Below are 25,539 nucleotides of genomic sequence, written 5' to 3'. Positions count from 1 at the left end.
TAAAACGGATGATGAAGCATATTATACCTTGGCAAGATAAGCCAAGTAGCTGTAACGATGTTATGTGGCGTTACAATGCAAACCCAATTATAAATAGATATGATATTCCATCATCAAACAGTATTTTTAATAGTGCTGTAGTACCTTTTGAAGATGGATATGCAGGTGTATTTCGTTGTGATAATAAAGCTGTGCAAATGAATATTTTTGCAGGATTTAGTAAGGATGGAATAAACTGGAACATTGAACACCAACCAATAAAAATGCAGGCTGGCAACACCCAAATGATAGAGTCTGATTATAAATACGATCCACGGGTTGTTTTTATTGAAGATCGTTATTGGATTACTTGGTGTAATGGCTATCACGGTCCAACTATAGGTATTGGGTATACTTTTGATTTTAAAGAATTTTTTCAATGTGAAAACGCTTTTCTACCGTTTAATAGAAATGGTGTTCTGTTTCCCCAAAAAATCAATGGTAAATACGCTATGTTGAGTAGGCCGAGTGATAACGGTCACACACCGTTTGGTGATATTTATATAAGTTACAGCCCGGATATGAAATTTTGGGGAGAGCATCGCTGTGTTATGAAAGCCTCTAATTTTGAAGATAGTGCATGGCAATGCACAAAAATAGGTGCAGGACCTATTCCAATATTAACAGATGACGGTTGGTTGATGCTGTATCATGGTGTTATAAATACATGTAACGGGTTTAGATATGCAATGGGAGCAGCCATTTTAGATGAAAATGAACCCGATAAAGTAAAATATAGAACACAATCTTATTTATTAGGTCCCGCTGAAACTTACGAGCAAATTGGCGATGTACCAAATGTTGTATTTCCATGTGCAGCTTTACATGATTTTAAAGAAGATAAATTAGCCGTATATTATGGAGCTGCTGATACCGTAGTGGCATTAGCGTTCGGTCGAATTAGCGAGGTTGTAGAGTTTACTAAAAATAATAGCTTATAAAAATAGAGATGTTTAAGATAAAATTTTTATGGATAATTTCATTTAGTATTCCAGTAATTAGCTGTGCACAAGTCAATGCAGACCTGATTCCACAAACGTATACTGCATATAAAACGCCTAAAAAAATCATTATTGATGGTAGTGACTCTGATGAAGCTTGGGGTAAAGTAGCATGGACAAACTCTTTTGTTGACATAGAAGGCGTAAAAAAGCCCAAATATAAAACAGCAGTCAAAATGTTATGGGATGATGAATATTATTATATTTTGGCTAAAATGGAAGAACCTCATGTTTGGGGAAATTTAACCAAACGAGATACCATTATCTTTCATAATAATGATTTTGAAGTTTTTGTAGAACCTGATGGTGATACTCATAATTATTATGAATTAGAAATAAATGCTTTAAATACAGTCTGGGATTTATTCATAACAAAGCCTTACAGAAATGAAAATGTAGTATTAAATGACTGGAATATAGTTGGATTAAAATCTGCAGTTAAAGTAAATGGAACTTTAAATAATCCAACTGATATAGACGAAGGGTGGATTTTAGAAATAGCAATTCCATGGAAAGTATATAAAACGGGTTATTTTCACAAAAATATACCAGCTGATAAATTCTGGAGAGTTAATTTTTCAAGAGTAAACTGGGACTTTCAACTTACTAACAGTGGGGACTATGAGAGAAAAAGAGATGCTAAAGGAAAACTTTTACATGAATATAACTGGGTCTGGTCTCCAACAGGTGTTGTAAATATGCATGAGCCAGAAAAATGGGGTTATGTATTCTTTTCTACAGAAGTACTTAATACTTCAAACCCTTTTATCATACCTCAAGATGAAAAAATAAAGTGGGAATTATACAAAATGTACAGAGTTCAAAATGCACATTTTAAAGCGCATAAAGCATATTTTACTTCTGTGGATAGTTTGATAAATTCAGAAATTAAAGTAGAAAATCATGTTTTAATACCTGTTTTAGAAAATCATAGTACGGGTTGGAATTTATCCATAAAAAGCCCATTTACAAATAAAGTATTAATAGTAACAGAAGACGGCAAATTTATAACAAATTAAAAACACATTAAATATTTATCATTATACTAAACAATTATAATGATGGTTAGTGGTAATTAAAAACAATAAAAGTAAACTCATGAAATTACTAAAAATAGCATTTTTAAGTATCTTATTATCTATTGTTTCGTGCAATGATATAAAAACCAAAGAAGTTGGTGAAACAGAAGAAACGTTAATGGAATCAACTCCAAAATTTAAGTATTGGAATTGGATTTCTGCAGGGCATAAAAAATCAGACTCTGCCTATACGGCACATTTTAATAAACTAAAATCATATGGTATAGATGCCGTTTTAATCAATACAGGTACGGATCCTGAATTGTTAAAAAGATTAACACCATTAGCCAATAAGGCGGGATTGGAAGTACATGCTTGGATGTTTACAACAAACAGACCGGGTGATTCTATTGCGTTACAACATCCTGAATGGTATATGGTTAGTAGAAGTGGAAAATCATGTTTTGTTAAAGAAGATAGGCCCTATGTAGGGTATTACCAATGGTTATCTCCAAGTCATCCAGAAGCCCGAAAACATATTTTGAGTTTAGTGGAAGGCTTGGCCAAAGTTGAAGGTGTTGCCAGTGTGCATTTAGATTATATTCGTTATCCAGACGTGTATTTGCCAATAGGATTATTACCAAAATATGATTTAAAACAAGAAGAAGAGCTGCCTGATTATGATTTCGATTATTCTGATGCAAGTGTTGAAAAATTTATTGCATTACATCATAAAGATCCTCGTAAAATGGAAAATCCAGCCATTGATATTGAGTGGAAAAACTTTCGCTTAAACGAAATAAAGTCTTTGGTAGACGAAGCTTACACAATTGTTCATCGTCATAATAAAAAATTGAGTGCAGCTGTTTTTCCTTATCCAGAAATGGCAGATCATATGGTACGTCAACGTTGGGATAAATGGAGTGTAGATATGGTTTTACCTATGATTTATTATAACTTTTATAATGAAGAATTAGATTGGATAGGCTATGCTACAAAACAAGGTGTTGTTGATTTAGAAGGTAAGGCAACCGAGTTGCATACAGGTTTGTTTACTCCTAAATTATCGCCAGAAGATTTAGAAACCGCCATTCAGTATGCAAAAGATAATGGCGCAAAAGGTGTTGCATTTTTTGATGATTATCATATGACAGAAGAGCAATTTGAAGTTATAAAAAATTCTAAAGAATAATTTTTTAAACCAAATATGTCTGATAGAAGAAATTTTATAAAAAAAGCGACATTAGGTACTGTTGGAATAAGCACAGCTTTTAGTTGTGTAGGATCTAAAGAAATGAAGAATGAGAAAGCTTTTAATGATAAGCCAATTAGAAAACCTTTAGTTCTGTCTACTTGGCGTCATGGTTTAGCTGCTAACGAAGAAGCTTGGAAACAATTAAAAAATGGAGAGTCAACTTTAGATGCTATTGTAGCAGGAGTAGGAGTTTCTGAAGCAGACCCTAATGTAGCAAGTGTTGGTTATGGTGGGTTTCCTGATAGAGAGGGGGAAGTCACTTTGGATGCCTGTATTATGGATTCTAATAGCAATTGTGGTTCGGTATCCTTTTTACAAAATATCAAACACCCTATTGCAGTTGCAAAAAAAGTAATGGAAAAAACGCCACATGTAATGTTAAGTGGAGAAGGAGCATTACAATTTGCTTTATCAGAAGGCTTTATTAAAGAAAACCTTTTAACCAACAGAGCAGAAAATGCTTGGAAAAAATGGTTAGAAAATTCAAAATATAAACCAGTTATTAATATTGAAAATCATGATACAATTAGTATGTTGGCTCTTGATGAAGCAGGTGATTTATATGGTGGTTGTACTACAAGTGGTGCTGCTTGGAAATTGCATGGTCGTGTAGGCGATTCTCCAATAATTGGTGCTGGACTTTTTTTAGATAATGACGTAGGAGCAGCAGCTGCCACAGGCTTAGGTGAGGCAGTTATTAGAACCGCAGGAAGTGCTATGGTTGTGGAATTAATGCGTCAAGGAAAAACACCTATGGAAGCCTGTAAAGAAATTGTTGAACGCATTTATAATAAACACAAAAACCATAAGGATATGGAATATCTACAAGTGGGGTTTATTGCAATAAATAAAGTAGGAGATTATGCAGGATATAGTGTTAGGCCAGGTTTTAATTATGCTATTTGTGATGATGAAAAAGGCAATAGAATGGAGTCAGCACTTTCTAAAATGACTTGATGTAATTTGATAAGAATGAAAAATAGTTTTAGTCTAAAATTTTTAACAGTATTAGCATTTCTTTTAATATTATGTTCATGTGGATTAAAAACGGATAAATTTTTTACGGAAGCTGACATTAAAATTATCCCAAAAGTAGAAAGTCTACAAGTAAATTCTGGTGTTTTTGAGTTTAATAAAAATACCCTGTTTGTTGTTACAGATAATTCTCAAGAAACAGCGGCTCAATTATTAATCGATAAATTTAAAACGGTTAATAATTGGGATTTAAAAGTTGTCTCAGAGCAAACAAATGATAACTATATTGTTTTTAATACGGATGTCTCGCTTAAAAATGAAGCGTATACTTTGCGTGTTACGTCAAATAATATTAGCATTTCAGCATCAAGTTATTCAGGTTTTTTGTACGGTGTGCAATCTTTGAGAATGTTATTACCTACAGCTATAGAGAGTAAAAAACAGGTTTCAGATATTGTTTGGCAAATTCCTAATATAGAAATAAAAGATAGTCCGCGTTTTAAATGGCGAGGTTTAATGTTAGATTTATCGCGTCATTTTTTTGATAAAGATTATATTAAAGAAACTATTGATGCCATTTCATTACTTAAAATGAATGTGCTACACCTTCACTTAGTAGATGACCACGGTTGGCGAATAGAAATAAAAAAACACCCAAGATTGACTGAGGTTGGTGCTTGGCGTGTTGATCAAGAACACATGCCATGGAATAAAAGAGCAACAAACAGTCCTGAAGAGAAAGGTACCTATGGCGGATTTTTAACCCAAGAAGAACTAAAAGAGGTTGTCGCATATGCCGAATTAAAAGGTGTGGAAGTTGTGCCAGAAATAGAAATGCCAGCTCATGTATCAAGTGCTATTGCTGCGTATCCTGAGTTATCATGTTTAGAAAAACCTATAGGAGTTCCATCAGGAGCGCTATGGCCAATAACCGATATTTATTGTGCAGGAAAGGAATATACCTTTGAGTTTTTGGAAGATGTATTGATGGAAGTTATAGATATATTTCCTTCAAAGTATATTCATATTGGAGGGGATGAAGCAACTAAAACCAATTGGAAAACTTGTCCACATTGCCAGAAGCGAATGAAACAAGAAGGGCTTCACGATGTTGAAGAACTTCAAAGTTATTTTGTAAAAAGAATGGAAAAATTTATTAATTCTAAAGGGAAAAAGCTTATTGGTTGGGATGAAATTTTAGAAGGTGGTTTAGCACCAGGCGCTACAGTTATGAGTTGGCGCGGATTTAAAGGTGGGCTCCAAGCGGCAGGACAAGGTCATGATGTTGTTATGACACCAACAGATTTTTGTTATTTTGATTACTATCAAGGTCCTCCAGAACAAGAACCCGTAGCAGGGGGCAGTGTTACAACTTTAAGTAAGGTGTATCAATTTGATCCAGTTGTCGATTCTATGACAGAGGAAGAAGCCAATCATGTTTTAGGTGGTCAAGCCAACCTTTGGGCTGAGCATGTATCTACTGAACCGCATTCGCAGTATATGATTTTTCCACGTTTAGCAGCTTTATCTGAAACTGTATGGAGTCCAAAAGCATCAAGAAATTGGGATGATTTCTCAAACCGTTTAATATCTATGTTTCAGCGTTATGATTATTTAGGTATTAATTATGCTAAAAGTTCTTTTATTGTTACATCAGATATGAAAATTGATGTTCAAAATAAAACGGTATCATTAATTTTACACAATGAATATCCAAATTCGAATATCAAATATGCTTTGAATGATGAAGCTTTAGACAACAATTCAAAACCTTTTGTTGAACCAATTATTTTATCTAAAACAACAGCTGTAAAAGCAGGGTTGTTTAAAGATGATGTTTTATTTGGCGACATTTTTCAAGATACTATTAAATTTCATAAAGGTGTGGCGAATAATGTAATGTATAATACAGATTTTAACGAACGGTATCAAGGTGCTGGAGATTTTAATTTGGTAAATACTTTAAGGGGCACAAAGAATTTTAGAGATGGTAGATGGCAAGCCTGGTTAAATTCGGGTGTAGATGTTACAATAGATTTAGAAACTGAAAAAGAAATTAACCAAGTGACAGTTGGGAGTATGGAAAACCAAAAAAATGGTATTTTTTATCCAACTTTAATTCAAGTTTTTGTTTCAAACGATGGTGAAATATTCAACGAAATAACATCTTTTAATAGATTATTTGTGTTAAATGAAAATCCAGAGTTAAAAGATTTTATATTACCTTTTGATACACTAAACACAAGGTTTGTGAAAATAAAAATCAGCTTGTCAAATAATATCAGAGAACGTAATGAAGGATGGATATTTGTAGATGAAATTCTAATTGACTAAAGGATGTATAATGCTAAAAAATCATATTAGTTCTCGTAAAATAGCCTATTAATATTCATTTTTATGAAAAAAAAAATTCTCACAATATATATTTTAACACTTGTTTTAGCCGTGAACGCACAGGATTTTACAGATTATGTAAATCCATTTATTGGCACATCCAATTTTGGAGCTACCAATCCAGGTGCAATTGCTCCAAGAGGGATGGTTGGTGTTTCGCCTTTTAATGTTGCGGGTAAGCAAAATATTTTAGAAAAAGACAGTCGCTGGTTATCAAATCCATACGTTAATGAAAATACTTTTTTAACTGGATTTTCACATGTTAATCTAAGTGGTGTTGGTTGTCCAGATTTAGGTGTAATCTTACTCATGCCAACCACAGGTGATGTGGAAACAAATCACTTAAATTATGGGAGTAATTATACCAATGAAACAGCCAAAGCTGGTTATTATAGTACAGTATTAGAAAAATACAACACAAAAGTTGAAGTAACAGCAACACCCAGATCGGGTGTTTCAAGATATTCATTTCCTAAAGGTAAATCCAATATATTATTAAATCTTGGTTTAGGTTTAACTAATGAAGAAGGGGCTTCCATAAAAATTGTTTCACCTACAGAAATAGAAGGCATGCGAACTGTTGGGTCTTTTTGTTATTACAAACCCGAAGAAGCATATCCTGTTTATTTTGTAGCAAAGTTTAGTAAACCAGCAGAATCTTTTGGAGTTTGGAAAACACCTCGTACGTATATAGGAGAAGAAGCAAAATGGATGACTTACAATGGTAAAACACGATTGATGGAAGGTTATCAAAAAGAAGTTATTGGTGATAGTATAGGGAGCTATTTTACATATAATTTTGATAAACCTACACAAATTGAAGTTAAAGTAGGGGTATCATATATAAGTATAGAGAATGCCAGAGAAAATTTAGAAAAGGAAACACATCATTTGTCTTTTGATGAAATTTATAAGCAAACGGTCTCATCGTGGAATGAAAATTTATCTAAAATAAAAGTAGAAGGAGGCACTCAAGATGATAAAACTATTTTCTATACAGCTCTATATCACACGTTAATTCATCCAAATATTCTTAATGATTATAATGGGGAGTATCCTAAAATGGCAACTCGGGAAACATTAAAAACAGAAGGAACACGCTTTACTGTTTTTTCCTTTTGGGATACATATAGAAATTTACATGCCTTGATGTCTTTGGTGTACCCAAAACAGCAGTCAGATATGGTAAAAAGTATGTTGGATATTTATGATGAAAGTGGTTGGCTACCAAAATGGGAATTAAACGCTACGGAAACAACCACTATGGTGGGTGATCCTGCAGGCATTATTTTAACGGATACCTATTTAAAAGGGATTAAAGATTTTGATGTTGAAAAAGCCTATCAAGCTATGGTTAAAAGTGCTGATGCTATTGATAATAATCCGCTTCGACCAGGTATAAAAAACTATATCGATAAAGGATATTTAACCTCTGATCAAGGAGGTTCTGTTTCTACAACACAGGAATATAATATAACAGACTTTTCAATCGCTTTACTTGCAAAAGAACTAAATAAAAAAGAAGATTATAAAAGGTTTATTAAACGTTCTATATCTTATAGAGCCCTATTTGATGATAATTTAAAACTTTTACGTCCCAGAAATGATGATGGTAGTTGGTATGAACCTTTTGACCCTTTAGCAGGGGCTAATTTTACTAAAAACATTGGTTTTATTGAAGGTAATGCATGGCAGTATACTTTTATGGTATCGCATGATATAAATGGGTTAATGAAATTAATGGGTGGACCAAAACCTTTTAGTAAACAACTACAAAAAGTATTTGATACAAAACAATTTGATATGGCCAATGAGCCAGATATTGCTTATCCTTACTTATTCAATTATGTGAAAGGTGAAGAATGGCGAACTCAAAAAATGGTTTCAAAACTAATTCGTCAATATTTTCAAAATAAACCTGCTGGACTTCCTGGAAATGATGATACGGGTACTATGTCTGCTTGGCTAATTTATAGTATGATGGGCTTTTATCCTGTTTCTCCAGGTGAACCTATATATGCTATTACTTCTCCTGTTTTTGATAAAATAACCATTGCTTTACATTCAGAATATTATAAAGGAAAAGAATTGATCATTGAAAAAACAGGTAATAAAGGAGGAGTAATTGAGACTATTCAATTAGATAATAAAATCCATAAGGGATACTTTATTAATCATTCAGATTTAGTAAAAGGCTCAAAATTAAAAATCAATTTAAAATGAAAACAAAATTAATCTTATTTCTAATGCTTCTTATTTATTGTCAAAAAATAGTATCTCAAGATGCCATAGAAAAAGTTGTTTTTAAAAATCAGTTAATTAATTTTGGTAAAGCTGATACCCTTCAAGAAGCAGATGTAATAAGATTGCAAGGGGGTAGGGTAGTTTTAAAAAAAGTAACGGTACCGAAATTTCCAAAAGGAACCGATGTGTCGATAAAGCTTTCATTAAGATCCAATGGTGATAAATGGGATAAATCTGGCTCTTGTTTTGTAGTGACAGACCCGAATCAAATTTCTATTTTAAATGTTTCTAAAGGAGAAAAGACATTTCCTGAAGCGTCTTATATGAGTGAAAAACATGGTGGTGTATTAGCAACTGAAAACTATAAGCCTGTTGTTGAAGCATTGCGCTTTATGACACCCTTTGGAGTGGGATATTATAGCAATGATAAAATTAAATACAGAAAGCCAGTATACATTCCTACATGGGAAAAAGAAGTGGTTTGGAATCAAGATATATCGGATTTAGGGAGCATTGTTACGGGCACGTTTTATATTGGGGTTTGGATAGATGCTTGGACCAAACAGGGCTATAAATTTGATTTAAACCTTATATATTCTAATCGAGCTAAAAAACAAAGAGAGGTGCTGCCTTTGGTTAATGCAGTCAATTATGTAAAAGGTCAGGGGTTGCCTCATTTTTTTGCTGAAGCCCCATTAGATTATACTTTTAATTTAGATAAAGATTTAAAAAATGCAAAACTGCATTATATAACAACAGGTCATGGAGGACACAGTGGGGGTGATGAGTTTATTAAAATTAAAAATAGTGTTTATTTTAATAAGCAATTGGTTTTGGATACCATTCCTTGGCGCGATGATTGTGCTTCATTTAGAAGGTTCAATCCAACCTCAGGTGTTTGGTTAAAAAAAGATTCTACCTATTATAGGGATAGAAAAACTAAAGAATACAGGTTAAAAGAAATAGAAGAGCGTCTTGCTTCTTCAGATTTATCAAGATCAAATTGGTGCCCAGGTTCGAAGGTAGCGCCTTTTACGGTTGAATTGGGTGATTTAGATTCAGGAAAACATACTTTAACAATAAAAATACCCGCTACTAAAGCTGAAAAAAATAAGTCTAATCATTGGTTAGTTTCCGCATACATTACCTACGATAAATAGTTTTTTTAGACATAAAATAAAACCATTTTTATGTGTTTTCCACCAACGTCTTTTCAGGCGTGTTATTCGTCGAACTAATTTTTGTGTGTCTTTTTATGTTACTTACTTTATCATAGTTTGTTTTTAGTTTAGTATTTTTAATATAAGGGAGAGTTACAATCAATTCTCCCTTTATTTTACCAATCTTGAATTTGATTAAATAAAATACTTATTTGACTTACTTTTCAAACAAATAATAAACTTTTTTTAAACTTAAATTATTAAGTTTAAAACTATAAAATAATGGCGTTGTATTTTCGCAAAATAGGTTAGATGAAATTTAATCTGATAGTAAAAAAATGATATAGGCTATTTCAGTTTATTATATTTTTTAATCAGTAAATACCACGCATGTTGTGAGTGTTGTTGAGTTTTTATATGGTAGGATAATATTTTAATAGATGCTATTTAATAACATTATGAATATTTAGATTTTTTATAAATGAATTTTAATACGATATAAAAACAAAGAATATGCAGTCAACAACCAAAAACAATTTAGTTCCAATAGTTATTATAGCAGGCCTGTTTTTTATATTTGGATTTGTTACTTGGATTAACGGAGCGTTAATTCCTTTTATGAAAACAATCAATGAGTTAACAGACGCACAATCCTATTTAGTGGCTTCTGCATCTTATATTTCATTCGTATTAATGGCTTTGCCAGCATCTTATATTTTAAATAAAATTGGCTATAGAAAAGGGATGTCTTTAGGGCTGATTATTATGGCAGTAGGTGCTTTGGTTTTTATCCCAGCAGCAGAGGCAAGAACGTATTGGGTGTTTTTATCAGGAATCTTTATTCAAGGAGTTGGTATGACACTTCTGCAAACAGCAGCTAATCCATATATTACTATTTTAGGGCCAATGGAAAGTGGTGCTAAACGTATAGCAATCATGGGAATAGCTAACAAAACTGCAGGAGCATTAGGAGCTTTAATTTTTGGAGCATTATTATTATCAGGAATAGATGAAGTTAAAGAAAAATTAGGGAATGCCACTTTAGAAGAAAAGAGTTTGCTTTTAGATACCATGGCTGATAGCGTTTTTGTGCCTTATTTAGTTATGGCATTAGTGCTATTTATTTTAGGTTTTTTAATTAGAATGGCGCCATTACCACATGTTGAAGCAGAAGAGTCGGAAGATTTTGCTGAGGGTAAAATGACAAAAACAAGCATCTTTCAATTTCCTCATTTATGGTTAGGGGTTTTAGCTTTATTTGTATATGTTGGAGCTGAAGTAATTGCGGGAGATACTATTATTGCTTATGGTATATCATTAGGGTTTACTGGTGAAGAAGCAAAATTTTTCACTACCTATACGCTTATGGCTATGGTTGCGACTTATACTTTAGGCGTATTTTTGATTCCAAAATATGTTAAGCAAAAAGTAGCTTTAGTAGTAAGTGCCATCTTGGGAATCGTATTTAGTTTTTGTGTTTTAAATACCACAGGGTTTACTTCGGTTTTATTTGTGGCAGCTTTAGGGATATCAAATGCTTTGGTTTGGCCAGCTATTTGGCCTTTAACATTAGAGGGTTTAGGTAAATTTACTAAAACAGCCTCGGCTTTATTAATCATGGCAATTTCAGGAGGAGCAATTATTCCTCCACTATACGGTAGGTTGGTAGATGCTAACAAAAATGAACTAATGCTAAGTGGAATAGACCAAATACAAGCAACAGCAAGTGCAGCAACAAGTAGTTATTGGATATTAATTCCATGTTATAGCATTATTTTATTCTTTGCTGTATGGGGACATAAATTAGGAAGGAAATAATAAATAAAATGGTGAAAAAAAAATTAAAAAATAGAAATATGAATAAATCTTATTTAGTCGTTTTATCGTTGTTGCTGTTATCTTTTGGTTGTAAACATGAGGCTGAAAAGAAAGAAACAATACCTCAAAAACCTAATATTGTCTTTATAATGAGTGATGACCATGCTTACCAAGCAATTAGTGCTTATGGTCATGGAATAAATAATACGCCTAATATAGATAGAATAGCAAATGAGGGCGCTATTTTTAATCGAGGATTTGTAACAAATTCTATATGCGCACCAAGTAGAGCTGTAATGCTAACCGGGAAGCATAGTTTTGTAAATGGTAAAGTAGATAATATAAGCCCATTTAATTGGGACCAAGATAATTTTGCCAAAACACTTCAACAATCAGGATATCAAACTGCCATGATTGGTAAAATTCATTTAGATGGATTGCCACAAGGTTTCGATTATTCCAATGTACTTCCAGGCCAAGGTCAGTATTATGCTCCAGATTTTATTGAAAATGGTGTAAAAAAAACATATCCAGGTTATATAACTCAGGTTACAACTGATATAGCCTTAGATTGGTTAGAAAACAAAAGAGAAAAAGATAAACCTTTTTTAATGTTGTATCACCAAAAAGCACCACATAGAACTTGGATGCCGGAAGAAAAGTATTTAACATTATTTAGTGATAAAACTTTTGATCCGCCTGCAAATTTCTTTGATGATTATGAAGGAAGACCAGCCGCAGCAAAACACGAAATGGGTATTTTAAAAGATATGGATTTAGTCTATGATCTTAAAATGTTAGATAAAGAAGGTGATATTAAAACTAGGTATCGGGGAATGTTCCAAAAAAAATACGATAGGATGACTGATGCCGAAAAGGAGGTTTGGGATAATTATTATGACCCTATTATTGCTGATTTTAAAGCCAGAAATTTAGAGGGTAGAGAATTAGCACTTTGGAAGTATAATCGATATATGCAGGATTATTTAAGTACTATTCAATCTGTTGATGATGGAGTAGGTGAAGTTTTAGATTATTTAAAAGAAAATGGTTTAGAAGAAAATACTATTGTTGTGTATACATCAGATCAAGGTTTTTATTTGGGAGAGCATGGTTGGTTTGATAAGCGTTTTATGTATGAGGAATCTTTTAGAACTCCTATTTTAGTTAAATATCCTAAAGAAATAAAGGCAGGAACAGTTATTGATGAGTTGGTTCAGAATCTAGATTTTGCTCCTACATTTTTAGATTATGCAGGTGTTGAAATTTCAAAAGATATACAAGGGGAATCCTTTAGAAAACTGGTTAAAGGTGAAGCAAGTGAATGGCGTGATGCTATTTATTATACATACTATGAATTTCCAGGGGAACATCATGTTAAGCGTCATTATGGGGTAAGAACAGATCGTTATAAGTTAATTCATTTCTACTATGATATGGAACAATGGGAATTATATGATTTAGAAAAAGATCCTTCAGAAATGAGTAATGTTTATAACGACCCAGCTTATGCAATCGTAAAAGAAGATATGCATAAACAATTAGAAAAAATGAGAACAAAATATGGTGATAGTGATGAACTTAATAAAAAAAATTTAGAACACTATCTTACTGCGAAAAATATAGAACATTAAAAAAAGAGGTAATTAAAAACGTATCAAACGTAATAAATAATTGTAAATATGTTAGCTAAAACCCAAGTAAAAAAGTTTATTGGATATTGTAGTTTTTCAATAATCATAATAACATTGGTTACTATATTAGGTTGTAAAGATCAAAAAAGTAAAGTTGAAATTGTTACAAAACCAAACATACTTTTTTTGTTTACAGATGATCAAAGAGGTGGAACTATTGGGGCATTGGGGAAGTATGATGTTCAAACACCTAATATGGATATGTTAGTTAATAAGGGCACATCATTTACAAACTCCTATATTTTAGGAGCAACAACTGCGGCTGTTTGTTCGCCAAGTAGAGCTATGTTAATGACGGGGCGTCATTATTTTAATATAGAAGCCAATGTATATGCACAATTTGCTTTTCCAAGAGAAGAAAGAGGTAAAAGTGATAAATTAACCTTTCCAGAATATTTTAAAGCTAATGGTTATGAAACATTTGCTACAGGAAAACAACATAATGGAGAAATTTGGTTAGAACGGGGCTTTAGTCAAATTAAGTCTGCATTTTTAGGAGGGATGACTACGCATTTTGGAACAAAAGTAATAGATTACACTCCAGAATCAGGTTGGTCTGAGCCATATAATAATAAAGAAAAATTTAGTAGTGAAGTATTTGCGGATGCAGCCATAGGGTTTTTAGATAACTATAAAAATAAAAAACCTTTTTTAATGTATGTGGCGTTTACAGCACCTCACGATCCACGTACGGCTCCACAAGAATTTCATGATATGTATCCCGTTGAGAACATTGCTGTGCCAGAAAATTTTATGCCACAACATCCTTTTGAAATTGCAGATGATCATATTAGAGATGAAATTTTAGCCCCATTTCCAAGAACAGAAGCTGTTGTACAAAAAGAGATATCAGACTATTATGCCATGATAACAGCTACAGACACCCAAATTGGGCGTATATTAAAAACATTAGAAGCTTCAGGTCACGCAGACAATACCATAATTGTTTTAGCAGGAGATAATGGTTTAGCTTTAGGTCAACATGGTTTGTTAGGTAAACAAAATGTTTATGAGCATAGTGTAAGTGTACCTTTAGTTTTCTGTGGACCTAACATACCTAAGAATCAAAAAACAAATGCATTGGCTTATTTGCATGATATTTTTCCAACATTATGTGGTTTAACAGGACTTGAAATCCCTGAATCTGTTCAAACAAAAGATTTAACTTCTGTAATTAAAAAAGAAGTAAAAGAAGTAAGAAGTAGTATGTTTTATGCATATAATTCTTGGCCAAATGAAGTGTATAATTCAAAAGTTAATAACAGTGGTGGTCACAGAGCTGTTCGCAAAGACAATTTTAAATTAATAGTGAGTTCTAATAAAGATATTTATACTTACCAATTATTTAATCTCAAAAATGACCCATGGGAGCTTGAAAATTTGATTGATCAAGAAAACTATCAAAGTATAAAAGAGGATTTGTTGGTAGAGCTTAAGCAATTGATTATAGAAAGTGGTGATACCGCTGATTTATCCAAAAAAGAATTCGGTTTATTTAATAATTTATAAACACATAATTTAAAAAAATAATATTTCATGAATTTTCTATTTGTTAATATTAAGTTTTTATCAACTTTTAGTAAGCTTATTATTTATTTTTTAATGTTTTTTACTGTAAATCAATACATAATAGCTCAAGAAACAAGAAATTTTACCTGGGATGAATTAGCCGAACAGTATGAATGCCCAGAGTGGTTTAGAGATGCTAAGTTTGGTATTTGGTTTCATTGGGGGCCACAAGCGGTACCTGAGCAAGGAGGTGGTTGGTATGCACGCCATATGTATATGAAAGATGTTGGCAAACAAAAATTTGGAAAAATGGCCAATCCGTATCATTTACAAACTTATGGACATCCATCAGAATTTGGTTTTAAAGATGTTATTAATGAGTGGAAAGCAGAAAATTTTGATGCCGAGGATTTAATCAATTTTTCAAAAGAAAATGGAGCAAAATATATTGTTGCTTTAGCTAATCATCACGATCATTTTGATTTGTTTGATTCGTCTTACCATCCTTGGAATTCTGTAAATGTTGGTCCTAAAAAAGATATTATTGGTGAGTTTGAAAATGCTACTCGTAATGCAGGTTTAAAATTTGGAGTTACCAGTCACGACGATCGTTTTTTAAATTGGTGGAAACCGGCTTTTGGTTCAGATAAAGAAGGAAAATACGTAGGTGTTCCTTACGATGCACGTTTAACAAAAGCAGATGGCAAAGGAAAATGGTGGGAAGGTCTAGATCCAAAAGATTTATACGGTCCAGCTCCAGAAGATCGTACACCAGAAATTATTGAAGATATTAAGAAAAACTGGCTAAAACGTCACATAGAATTAGTCGATAAATACAAACCAGATTTATTATATAATGACGGATTCAATTTTACTTACGGCGATTACGGCAAAGAAGTTACTCGTAAACTTTATAATAATAGTTTAAGTGAAAACGGTAAAATTGATGCGGTAATGCTTTTAAAGCGTAAAGCAAAAGGTACTGTAAACGAAGTGGAATCTGGTGGTAGTAATACTTTACGAGAATATCCGTGGCAGTCCGAAATTACATTTACAGATTGGTTTTACAAAAAAGATCGCCATTTAACACACAATGCACGTACTATTCTTGAAATGCTAATTGAAGCGGTTAGTAAAAATGGTAATTTATTATTAAGCATGGAATTAAACCCTGATGGAACTATTCCGCACGAAATAAAAAAGAGTGTTGTTATCGTTGGCGATTGGTTAAAAATTAATGGTGAAGCTATTTATGGCACACGTCCTTGGAAAGTTTTTGGGGATGGTAAAAGTGTAAGAGGTGAAGAAGTTGAAACTGTTGAAGGAGAACTTAGAAATGCTACAGAAAACCAAAAACATGGCGAGCATTTTAACCAACGTACTACAGCAACTCCTGCTTTTGCTAATGATGAAGTTAGATTTACAACAAAAGGAGACGATTTTTACATTATAGTAATGAATCCTAAAGGAGGCGAGTTTGTAATTCCTTCTTTTGCTAAATCGAGTGAAGTCAATCCAGGAATTTTAAAAGATTTATCACAATTATACGACGGCAGAAAAGTTTCATTTAAACAAACTAATAACGGATTAACTATAAATATGCTTACTGTAAATGGGGATAGTTATCCTGTAGTTTTAAAAGCGGAATTTAAAAAGTAAAGAAAAAATGAAAAAGATCGTTTTAACGTTAACGACTGTTCTATCAATATCATTATCAATACATGCTCAGGGTAATGCTAAAGTGCATTATGTGAAATTAGTTGAAGGGGAAAACATAGCTTCAAACCCTATAAAAACTCAAGAAGCAAAATCTGAAGGAAAAGGTATTTCTGTTAGAGTTTATCCAGATATATCTTTTCAAACCATAACAGGAATTGGTGGTGCTTTCAATGAAATAGGAGGAGAAGCATTAATGTCTTTAAGTGAAGCACAGCAAAATGAGGTTATGAAAAATCTTTTTGATGCCAATGGAGCAAATTTTACAGTGTGCAGAACAGCTATTGGTGCTAGTGATTTTGGTATAGATGCTTACAGTTATAGTGAAGTTGCAAACGACTTTAAAATGAAAAACTTTTCTATAGAAAGAGAACGTACAAGCGTAATTCCTTTTATTCAAATGGCTTATAAGTACAATCCAGACATGCAATTATTTGCATCGCCTTGGAGTCCTCCAGGTTGGATGAAAGAATCGGGGTTAATGGATAGAGGTGAAGAATTTCCAGAGAAAAACGTTTTAAAAGACGATCCGAAAATTTACAAAGCTTACGCTACATATTTTTCTAAATACGTAGATGCCTATGCTAAAGAAGGTATTACAGTAAATAAAATTGTCATTCAAAACGAACAGGATATTTCAACAAAATACCCGTCTTGCCACATGTCACCAGAGCAAATGGGCGAGTTCGTAATTAACTATTTACGTCCACAGTTCGAAAAAGATAATATACCAGCAGAAATTTGGGCAGGTTCGTTCCGTACAGCAAAACGTTTAGATGGTTTAGAGTTTGTTTCAAATACAACATGGAGAGAAGCGGTTGATGGTATTGGTGTACAATACATGAATGCTAGACAAGTAGAAAACATGCAAGCGGTTTACCCATATATTAAATTTTTACATACCGAAGGTAATTGCTACGGTGCTAAAAATAGTGTAAATCAAGCATTTTCTAGATTTAATGAAGTTGCTAGTTTTATCAATCATGGTGTGCCAAATTTTTGTTATTGGAATATGATTTTAAATGAAGATTCTTCAAGTGGATGGGGATGGAAACAAAACAGTTTAATCAAAATCAACAGAAAAGATAAAACAGTAACGTATAATCCAGATTATGCTACAATGGCACTTTTTGGAAGGTTTATGAAACCAGGTATGAAACGTGTAGCTTCTGCATCTTGGTATGGCGATACAATTACGCTTAAAGATGAAAATAACATTTACTTGTTTATTAAAAACGAATCAAACAACATAAAAACTTTTGACATTTGGTTAAAAGATAATCAAGCTCAAATTGTAGATATTCCGGCAAATTCTATTTCGGTAGTAGAAGTAAATTATAAATAACCCTAAGAAAAATTTAAAGTGATAAAAAATAGAAAACATATATTATTAGTTCTAGCTTTAATAGCAATAACATTAGTTAAAGCACAAGAAAAATTACCATATTTAGATACATCATTATCTTTTGATGAACGTGTAGACGATTTAGTATCAAGAATGACTCTTGAAGAAAAAGTAGGTCAAATGATGAATGATGCACCTGCAATTCCACGTTTAAATATCCCTGCTCATGAATATTGGAATGAAGCTTTACACGGTGTAGCGCGTGCAGGTAAAGCTACAGTGTTTCCTCAAGCAATTGGGTTAGGCGCTACCTTTGATGAAGAGTTGATTTTAGAATCTGCTACTGTAATTTCTGATGAAGCTAGAGCAAAACATCACGAAGCTTTGCGTAATAATTCTTTTGAAAGATATGAAGGCTTAACTTATTGGACACCAAACGTAAATATATTTCGTGATCCGCGTTGGGGTCGTGGACAAGAAACTTATGGAGAAGATCCTTATTTAACATCTCGTATGGGAATTAGTTTTGTAAAAGGTTTACAAGGAGATGATGACAAATACTTAAAATTAGTTGCAACGCCAAAGCACTTTGCAGTACACAGTGGTCCAGAGCCAGAAAGACATTTTTTTGATGCAGCTACTACAGAAAGAGACTTATATGATACTTATTTGCCTGCTTTTGAAGCTACTGTAAAAGAAGGTAAAGCATACTCTATTATGGCAGCTTATAACAGATATATGGGTACACCATGTTGTGCAAGTCATCAGTTATTAGATGAAATTTTGCGTAAAGACTGGGGGTTTGATGGATTTGTTGTTTCAGACTGTAATGCAATTAGAGATATTCATGATTATCACAATTATGTAGATTCTAAAGAAGAAGCTGCCGCTGTAGCTGTAAAAGCTGGTTGCGATTTAAACTGTGGTTCTCGTTATGAATATTTAATTACAGCTGTGGCTTTTGGCGATATTACTGAAGAAGAAATAGATGTGTCTTTAAAACGAATTTTTAAAGCACGTTTTAAATTAGGAATGTTCGATCCTGCAGAAATTGTACCTTATGCAAGTATTCCTATGGATGTGGTAAGTTCTAAAAAGCACAGAGATTTAGCATTAGAAACTGCTCAAAAATCTATAGTATTATTAAAAAATGAAAATAAAACTTTACCGTTAAAAAAAGATTTAAAATCTATAGCAGTTATTGGGCCTAATGCAAATGATTTGGAAGTGCTTTTAGGAAACTACAATGGTTTTCCATCGCAATACTTCACTCCTTTAGATGGTATTAAAAATAAGGTTTCAAAAGATACAAAAGTATATTATGAAGCTGGTACAAAATTAATTTCTAAAGAACCTACAATGTCTTTAGTTTCTGCAGAATTTTTAAGTTTTGGTGATGAAACAGGGTTACAAGCAACTTATTATAATAATCATGATTTTTCAGGAAAACCAGTTGCAACCAGAGTAGAAAAAGTTATTAACTCTAATTGGAACTTAAGCCCTGTTAAAGGATTAGATGAAGCTAAATTTGCAGTAGAATATATAGGAAATATTAAAGTAGAAATTTCTGGTGATTATGATTTAGGATTACAAAGTCATCATAAAGCATATACTTTAGAAATTGATGGAAAAGTAATTGTAGACAATTCAGATAGACCAAAAAGAAGAGTGCTTAAAGAAACTGTTTACTTAGAAAAAGGAAAGTCTTACAAAGTAAACATTAAATATTATCACGAAGGTTATCCTGCAAAATTAAAATTCATGTGGGCTTCTAAACAAAAATCATCTTTTGATAAAGCCATAGAATTAGCAAAAAAATCAGAAGTTGTTGTTTTTGTTGGAGGAATTTCTCCGGGTGTAGAAGGTGAACAAATGCCAGTAAACTCAAAAGGTTTTGATGGTGGTGATAAAACCGATATTGAATTACCAGAAGTACAAAAAGAATTATTAAAAGCACTTCATGAAACAGGAACACCTGTAGTTTTAGTGTTACTTAATGGAAGTGCTTTAGCAGTTAATTGGGAGAACGATAATTTACCAGCTATTGTAGAGGCTTGGTATCCTGGCGAGCTTGGAGGGAATGCTATTGCCGATGTATTGTTTGGAGATTATAACCCTTCAGGAAGGTTGCCAGTTACTTTTTACAAAACAGTAAAAGATCTTTCCCCATTTGTAAATTATAGTATGAAAGGAAGAACGTACCGCTATTTTGATGGCGAAACGCTTTATCCTTTTGGATATGGCCTAAGTTATACCCAATTTGATTATGGAGATTTAAAATTATCTAAGACAAAAATGGCTGCAAATGAGTCTTGTGAAATTTCAGTTTCTATTACCAATACAGGTGATTTTGAAGGAGAGGACGTAGTACAATTATATGTAAGAGATGTTAAGAGTTCGGTAAAAAGACCTTTAAAAAGTCTAAGAGGAATAAAAAGAATTTCATTAAAACCAGGAAAGTCAACGACAGTAACTTTTGAAATTACTCCTGAAGATTTGTCATTTTTTGATATTGTTCAGCACAAAAAAATAGTAGAACCAGGAATTTTTGATATTGGAATAGGTCCAGATTCGAACAGTTTTAAAACAATTGAATTACAAATATTAAACTAAGCACATTAAAATGAAAAAGTTATTTTTATCGAGTGTTTATATTATTTTTATTTTACTCACAATAATAAGTTGTAAAAATAAAGCTAAAGAAAAAGTAGTACAAACTCCTGCAGAAAGGCCTAATATTTTGTTTATTATGGCTGATGACCATACATCACAAGCTTGGGGTATTTATGAAAGTATTTTAAAAGACTTAGTACACACTCCAAATATTCAGCGTTTAGCAGAAGAAGGTACCGTTTTAGATAATTGTTTGGTTTCTAATTCTATATGTTCTCCAAGTAGGGCAACAATTCTTACAGGTCAATACAGTCATATTAATGGTTTGAAAATTTTAGCAGGAGGTTTATCTCCTAATTACCCAACTATTGCAGGTGTTTTACAGCGTGGAGGTTATCAAACATCAATTATAGGTAAATGGCATTTAAAACAAGAACCAACCTCTGAATTTGATTATTATTGCGTTTTACCAGGGCAAGGTCGTTATTGGGATCCAGTGCTTAAAACTAAAGAAAATTGGCAAGATTATATGGATGGAGGAATAGAATATAAAGGATTTAGTACTGATGTTATTGCTGGTATGACGATTGATTGGATTGAAAATCGTGACAAATCAAAACCTTTTATGGCTATGTGCCACTTTAAAGCCACTCACGAACCATTTGATTATCCAGAACGTTTTAGTCATTTATATAGAGACCAAGATATTCCAGTACCCGTTACATTTTATGATGAGGGTGCTGAAACTACAGGAAGATCTTTTAAAGGACAATCTATAGATAATTTAAAGATTAGATATCTAACGGCTTCAAAAGACCCAGAAAATGTTCCAGGTTATATGAAATATCCAGAATTACCTTTTGATGTTGATGGATTAGATAATATGGCTGCACGTTATAAAACTTACCAGAAATATGTGAAAGATTTTATGCGTTGTGGAGCAGCCATAGATGATAATATTGGAAAAATATTAGATTATTTAGATGAATCAGGTTTGGCAGAAAATACCATCGTAATTTATACCGCAGATCAAGGTTATTTTCTTGGAGAACATGGTTTTTTTGATAAACGATTGATTTTCGAAGAGTCTATTCATATGCCATTTGTAATTCGATATCCTAAAGAAATTCCAGCAGGTGTGAGAAATAATGATTTGATAGAAAATGTTGATTTTTCAGCTTTATTTGCTGATTATGCAGGAGTAGAATACCCTGAAACCATGCAGGGACATAGTTTCCGTGAAAATTTAAAAGGAAATACCCCAACAGATTGGCGTAAATATGCTTACTACCGCTATTGGGATCATTCCAAAGACCGTCCAGGGCATTTTGGTATCCGAGGGGACCGTTACAAGTTAGCTTTCTACTATGGTAACGGATTAAAAGAGAATAATTATTCTAAAGAAGAGCAACCAACAAAATTTTGGGATTTTTATGACTTAGAAAAAGATCCGAAAGAAACCAACAATGCTTATAACGATCCTCAATATCAGGATATCATTAAAAATATGAAAGCAGAAATTTTAAATAAAAGACAATCTTTAGGAGATATAGATGCTGATAATCCTGAAATCTATGAGATTATTAAAAATTATTGGAATGATTAATTTAATTAATATTATTTAATAAAGAAACATGATTAAAACATTAAACATATTCATTATCGCTTTTCTTTTTTCTAAAGCAATTACAAGTTGTTATGCTCAAAAAGTAGAAAAGCCAAATATCATTATCATTGTAGCTGATGATTTAGGGTATGGCGATTTATCGTGTTATGGTAGTACATTAATTAATACGCCTCATTTAGATCAAATGGCCGCAGAAGGTATTAAATTTACTGATTTTCATTCGAATGGGTCTGTTTGTAGTCCAACAAGAGCTGCTCTACTTACAGGTAAATATCAACAGCGTGTTGGTATTGATGGGGTTGTTACAGCTAAGCAACATCGTGATAAAGGCTTAGCTACAAGTGAAAAAACATTTGCAGATGCTTTTAAAGAAGCTGGTTATGTTACGGGTATGTTTGGTAAATGGCATTTGGGGTATAAAACAGAGTTTAATCCTATAAATCAAGGCTTCGATGAGTATATTGGTTACGTTTCAGGGAATGTTGATTATCATTCACATATTGACCAAGAGGGTTATGAAGATTGGTGGCAAGGTGATAAAATTAAAAATGAAGAAGGCTATTCAACAGATTTGATAACAAAACATTCAGTTGATTTTATAAGACGTCATAAAGACGAACCTTTTTTGCTCTTTATTCCACACGAAGCACCTCATGGTCCTTTTCAAGGGCGTAATTCTGTAGCAGAACGAGCTGTAGGTTGGAAAAATGGTGCTAAACAAAAAGATAAAATGTCTGAAGAAGAGCTTAACAACATTTATAAAGAAATGGTTGAGGTTATGGATGAAGGCATAGGAGAGGTTATGGAAACATTAAAAAAACTAAAACTCGATAAAAACACTTTGGTATTTTTTTGTTCAGACAATGGTGCTTCTCAAAAAGTAGGAAGTAATGGTGGCTTAAGAGGGTATAAATCTACTTTATGGGAAGGTGGTCATCGTGTGTCTGCAATGGCTTGGTATCCTGGAACAATTACGCCAAATCAAATAAATAATGAAACTATTATGACAATGGATTTATTTCCAACTATTTTGGATTTTGTTGGAGCAGAAATCCCAGAAGGATTAGATGGTGTAAGCTTAAAAGATAATCTTGTTAAAGGAAACCCATTGCCAACAAGAGATGTGTTTTGGGGGTACATAGGAAGAAAAGCAATACGACAAGGTGATTGGAAACTTATTTTACGTAATAAAAATGCAGATCCTTTATTGTTTAATTTAAAAGATGATATTCAGGAGCGTAATAACTTAGCTAATCAGCATCCAGAACGGGTAAAAGCTATGCTTGGGAAATTAAAAGTTTGGAGTGAGGATGTTTATGCAATTTCAAAATAATAGTAAGCTATGAAACATTTATTTTACATAAATTTATTTGTTCTACTACTGGTTATAACGAGCTGTTCAGAGAGTGAAAAAACTGAAATAGCATCTAAACCCAATGTGATATTAATTGTTACAGATGATCAGGGTTTTGGCGATTTAGGTTATTATGGAAACCCTCATATAAAAACGCCGGTTTTAGATAGTTTAGCAAGAAAAAGTGTTCGTTTCGACGATTTTTCAGTTAACCCAGTTTGTGCGCCAACACGCTCTGCGATTATGACGGGTAAATATTCTATGTCTACTGGTGTGCACGACACTTATAGAGGTGGAGCAATGATGGCTTCTTCTGAAATTACTATAGCTGAAATTTTAAAAGATGCGGGTTATAATACTGGTATGATTGGTAAATGGCATTTAGGCGATAATTATCCCATGCGACCACAAGACCAAGGGTTTGATTACGTGTTAAACCATTTGTCTGGCGGAATCGGGCAATACGGTGATTGGCCAAATACGTTAAAAAGAGACAGTAGCTACTTCAATCCAATTTTATGGAAAAATGGTAAACAAGTACAAACTCAAGGCTATTGTACAGATGTTTTAACCGAAGCAGCTATGGATTATGTGGAAGACAACAAGGAGAATCCATTCTTCCTATATTTATCTTATAATGCGCCGCATGGGCCATTACAATTACCCCAAAAATATTACGATATGTACAAAGATGTAGATATCGATGCGGGTTTAATTAACCAAGGAAAACCTTATCCAAATGTTACCGAACACAGTAGAGAAAATTCTAAAAAAGTCTACGGAATGGTAACTAATATTGATGATAACTTAAGATTGTTATTTAAAAAATTAGAAGATTTAGACATAGATGAAAATACATTAGTTATTTTCATGACAGATAATGGTCCGCAACATCCAAGATACGTTGCTGGTATGCGTGGTAGAAAAGGTTCTGTGTTCCAAGGGGGTGTAAGAGTTCCAAGTTTTTGGTATTATCCAAAAGCTTTCAAAGAGCCTAGAGATATTAAAACACCTGCAGCTCATTATGATATTTTACCAACCTTGGTTGAGTTTACTGGAGTAGAGATGCCAGAAAATTTAATTATAGAAGGGGAAAGCTTATTACCTTTATTAACAAAAGAAAAGAAAACGTTGCCTCAACGTATTATTAACCGTTATTGGGCTCGAACAGCTCCTGTTAGGTATAGGAATGTATCTACTAGGAAGGGGAATATGAAATTGGTAGGTGTTGGTAAAGATGAAAATAATGCGGATACGTTTGAACTTTTTAACTTAACGGAAGATCCATATGAGCAAAATGATATTTCAGATAATAATCAAGCATTAGTTGATGAACTAAAAACTGAAATGGCTTCGTGGCTTGATATTATGGAAAAATCTAAGCATATTTTGGATTCACCTAAACCTATAATAGGAACCGTTTTTGAGAATCCTGTCATGCTGAATCAAAATGATGCTCTTTTTTTAAAGAAAGAAAATATTAAAGAAGAATTTATTTATTGGGATGTTATTGTAGATAAAACTAAAACCTACGATATAATAGTTCATTTTGATAATGAAATTGAAACGACAGGTGAATTAAAGTTAGTACTTGGTGAAATAACAGAGACATTACTCATTGATGCCAATGGTAAAAGAAGTTTTCGTTTTAATAATATAGAACTTAATAAAGGAGCATTAACTATTATGCCAAAAACATATTTAAAAAGAAAAGATGAATTAAAATATATCTATCCTTTTTATATTGAAATAAGGGGGTAGATAGGCTAGGAGGTT

At 32.7% G+C, this 25,539-nt stretch carries 16 protein-coding genes; all 16 read left to right on the top strand.

The genetic code is table 11. The features are described 5' to 3' along the window. The first annotated feature begins 8 nt into the window (after positions 1 to 8). The 16 genes from APS56_RS03075 to APS56_RS03000 all read left to right on the top strand — a co-directional run bounded on the left by APS56_RS03075 (position 9) and on the right by APS56_RS03000 (position 25,524). Positions 9 to 980, top strand: a complete 972-nt coding sequence (locus APS56_RS03075) for a glycoside hydrolase family 130 protein (RefSeq protein WP_211259732.1) — start codon at positions 9 to 11, stop codon at positions 978 to 980. Between the two features lie 8 nt (positions 981 to 988). Next, the gene (locus APS56_RS03070) at positions 989 to 2,059 is read left to right on the top strand and encodes a carbohydrate-binding family 9-like protein (protein WP_054724667.1); all 1,071 of its coding nucleotides are present in this window, start codon (positions 989 to 991) and stop codon (positions 2,057 to 2,059) included. A 79-nt stretch (positions 2,060 to 2,138) separates the two neighbouring features. Further along, complete coding sequence (locus tag APS56_RS03065; RefSeq protein ID WP_054724665.1) at positions 2,139 to 3,251, top strand: family 10 glycosylhydrolase; 1,113 nt, start codon at positions 2,139 to 2,141, stop codon at positions 3,249 to 3,251. A gap of 15 nt (positions 3,252 to 3,266) precedes the next feature. Next, positions 3,267 to 4,271, top strand: coding sequence for an isoaspartyl peptidase/L-asparaginase family protein (locus APS56_RS03060; RefSeq protein WP_082379234.1), 1,005 nt, complete (start codon positions 3,267 to 3,269; stop codon positions 4,269 to 4,271). Between the two features lie 15 nt (positions 4,272 to 4,286). Further along, positions 4,287 to 6,623, top strand: coding sequence for a glycoside hydrolase family 20 protein (locus APS56_RS03055; RefSeq protein ID WP_054724663.1), 2,337 nt, complete (start codon positions 4,287 to 4,289; stop codon positions 6,621 to 6,623). 63 nt (positions 6,624 to 6,686) lie between these two features. Then, a complete protein-coding gene (locus APS56_RS03050; protein ID WP_054724660.1) occupies positions 6,687 to 8,906 on the top strand; it encodes a GH92 family glycosyl hydrolase in 2,220 nt (739 codons plus the stop codon). Then, a complete protein-coding gene (locus tag APS56_RS03045) occupies positions 8,903 to 10,087 on the top strand; it encodes a PNGase F N-terminal domain-containing protein (protein WP_054724658.1) in 1,185 nt (394 codons plus the stop codon). The genes APS56_RS03050 and APS56_RS03045 overlap by 4 nt, the downstream gene beginning before the upstream one ends. 513 nt (positions 10,088 to 10,600) lie before the next feature. Beyond that, positions 10,601 to 11,905: a sugar MFS transporter gene (locus APS56_RS03040; RefSeq protein ID WP_054724657.1), complete on the top strand. Its 1,305-nt coding sequence runs from the start codon at positions 10,601 to 10,603 to the stop codon at positions 11,903 to 11,905. A gap of 38 nt (positions 11,906 to 11,943) precedes the next feature. Then, positions 11,944 to 13,539 carry a sulfatase family protein gene (locus APS56_RS03035; protein ID WP_054731106.1) on the top strand — a complete coding sequence of 532 codons (1,596 nt, stop codon included), beginning with the start codon at positions 11,944 to 11,946 and terminating at the stop codon, positions 13,537 to 13,539. 48 nt (positions 13,540 to 13,587) lie between these two features. Further along, positions 13,588 to 15,108, top strand: coding sequence for a sulfatase family protein (locus APS56_RS03030; RefSeq protein ID WP_054724655.1), 1,521 nt, complete (start codon positions 13,588 to 13,590; stop codon positions 15,106 to 15,108). A 27-nt stretch (positions 15,109 to 15,135) separates the two neighbouring features. Continuing rightward, positions 15,136 to 16,767 carry an alpha-L-fucosidase gene (locus tag APS56_RS03025; RefSeq protein ID WP_054724653.1) on the top strand — a complete coding sequence of 544 codons (1,632 nt, stop codon included), beginning with the start codon at positions 15,136 to 15,138 and terminating at the stop codon, positions 16,765 to 16,767. Positions 16,768 to 16,774: 7 nt separating this feature from the next. After that, positions 16,775 to 18,169 carry a glycoside hydrolase family 30 protein gene (locus APS56_RS03020; RefSeq protein ID WP_054724651.1) on the top strand — a complete coding sequence of 465 codons (1,395 nt, stop codon included), beginning with the start codon at positions 16,775 to 16,777 and terminating at the stop codon, positions 18,167 to 18,169. Between the two features lie 18 nt (positions 18,170 to 18,187). Further along, positions 18,188 to 20,782, top strand: a complete 2,595-nt coding sequence (locus APS56_RS03015) for a glycoside hydrolase family 3 C-terminal domain-containing protein (RefSeq protein WP_054724649.1) — start codon at positions 18,188 to 18,190, stop codon at positions 20,780 to 20,782. A 10-nt stretch (positions 20,783 to 20,792) separates the two neighbouring features. After that, positions 20,793 to 22,388, top strand: coding sequence for a sulfatase family protein (locus tag APS56_RS03010; protein ID WP_054724647.1), 1,596 nt, complete (start codon positions 20,793 to 20,795; stop codon positions 22,386 to 22,388). 28 nt (positions 22,389 to 22,416) lie between these two features. Beyond that, positions 22,417 to 23,742: a sulfatase-like hydrolase/transferase gene (locus APS56_RS03005; RefSeq protein ID WP_054724645.1), complete on the top strand. Its 1,326-nt coding sequence runs from the start codon at positions 22,417 to 22,419 to the stop codon at positions 23,740 to 23,742. A 9-nt stretch (positions 23,743 to 23,751) separates the two neighbouring features. Further along, complete coding sequence (locus APS56_RS03000) at positions 23,752 to 25,524, top strand: arylsulfatase (RefSeq protein ID WP_054724642.1); 1,773 nt, start codon at positions 23,752 to 23,754, stop codon at positions 25,522 to 25,524. Positions 25,525 to 25,539 lie beyond the last annotated feature (15 nt).

It is taken from the genome of Pseudalgibacter alginicilyticus (genome assembly GCF_001310225.1).
Classification (GTDB): domain Bacteria; phylum Bacteroidota; class Bacteroidia; order Flavobacteriales; family Flavobacteriaceae; genus Pseudalgibacter; species Pseudalgibacter alginicilyticus.
This window is presented reverse-complemented; position numbering and strand designations above follow the sequence as displayed.

What these genes read in the sequence shown, in the direction of transcription:
- APS56_RS03075 (WP_211259732.1), top strand. Translation starts at nt 9, where the DNA reads ATGATGAAGCATATTATACCTTGGCAAGATAAGCCAAGTAGCTGTAAC.
- APS56_RS03070 (WP_054724667.1), top strand. Translation starts at nt 989, where the DNA reads ATGTTTAAGATAAAATTTTTATGGATAATTTCATTTAGTATTCCAGTA.
- APS56_RS03065 (WP_054724665.1), top strand. Translation starts at nt 2,139, where the DNA reads ATGAAATTACTAAAAATAGCATTTTTAAGTATCTTATTATCTATTGTT.
- APS56_RS03060 (WP_082379234.1), top strand. Translation starts at nt 3,267, where the DNA reads ATGTCTGATAGAAGAAATTTTATAAAAAAAGCGACATTAGGTACTGTT.
- APS56_RS03055 (WP_054724663.1), top strand. Translation starts at nt 4,287, where the DNA reads ATGAAAAATAGTTTTAGTCTAAAATTTTTAACAGTATTAGCATTTCTT.
- APS56_RS03050 (WP_054724660.1), top strand. Translation starts at nt 6,687, where the DNA reads ATGAAAAAAAAAATTCTCACAATATATATTTTAACACTTGTTTTAGCC.
- APS56_RS03045 (WP_054724658.1), top strand. Translation starts at nt 8,903, where the DNA reads ATGAAAACAAAATTAATCTTATTTCTAATGCTTCTTATTTATTGTCAA.
- APS56_RS03040 (WP_054724657.1), top strand. Translation starts at nt 10,601, where the DNA reads ATGCAGTCAACAACCAAAAACAATTTAGTTCCAATAGTTATTATAGCA.
- APS56_RS03035 (WP_054731106.1), top strand. Translation starts at nt 11,944, where the DNA reads ATGAATAAATCTTATTTAGTCGTTTTATCGTTGTTGCTGTTATCTTTT.
- APS56_RS03030 (WP_054724655.1), top strand. Translation starts at nt 13,588, where the DNA reads ATGTTAGCTAAAACCCAAGTAAAAAAGTTTATTGGATATTGTAGTTTT.
- APS56_RS03025 (WP_054724653.1), top strand. Translation starts at nt 15,136, where the DNA reads ATGAATTTTCTATTTGTTAATATTAAGTTTTTATCAACTTTTAGTAAG.
- APS56_RS03020 (WP_054724651.1), top strand. Translation starts at nt 16,775, where the DNA reads ATGAAAAAGATCGTTTTAACGTTAACGACTGTTCTATCAATATCATTA.
- APS56_RS03010 (WP_054724647.1), top strand. Translation starts at nt 20,793, where the DNA reads ATGAAAAAGTTATTTTTATCGAGTGTTTATATTATTTTTATTTTACTC.
- APS56_RS03005 (WP_054724645.1), top strand. Translation starts at nt 22,417, where the DNA reads ATGATTAAAACATTAAACATATTCATTATCGCTTTTCTTTTTTCTAAA.
- APS56_RS03000 (WP_054724642.1), top strand. Translation starts at nt 23,752, where the DNA reads ATGAAACATTTATTTTACATAAATTTATTTGTTCTACTACTGGTTATA.